Annotated in this window: 1 protein-coding gene; it reads left to right on the forward strand. The window is 63.6% G+C overall.

Going from position 1 to position 415, the window contains the following annotated elements; all coding sequences use genetic code 11:
- On the forward strand, positions 1-415 hold a 415-nt coding region (locus AC1D0P_RS30575; RefSeq protein ID WP_477680162.1), incomplete at both ends, for an acyl-CoA dehydrogenase family protein.

Below are 415 nucleotides of genomic sequence, written 5' to 3' on the forward strand. Positions count from 1 at the left end.
CGTTCCGTGTTCGGCAAGAATCTCATCGACCAGCCGATCATGACGCGTATCGTGGCCGACATGGCGCTGGACGCTTCGGCGGCAACGGCGCTGTGCTTCCGGCTGGCGCATGCTTTCGACAATGCGGCTACCAATCCGGAAGAAGCGGCCTATCAGCGGATCATGACGCCGGTGATCAAATATTGGGTGTGCAAGCTCGCGCCGTCGCTGATCTACGAGGCTATGGAGTGCCTCGGCGGCAGCGGTTATGTCGAGGAGCGGCCGATCGCGCGGCACTATCGCGAGGCGCCGGTCAATGCCATCTGGGAAGGCTCCGGCAATGTCATGGCGCTCGATGTGCTGCGCGTGCTGGTGCGCCATCGCGATCAGTTCGAGCTTCTCTTCGGCATGCTGCAGCGCGACCTCGGCCCGGCGG

Source organism: Polaromonas sp. P1_G2, from assembly GCF_056405515.1.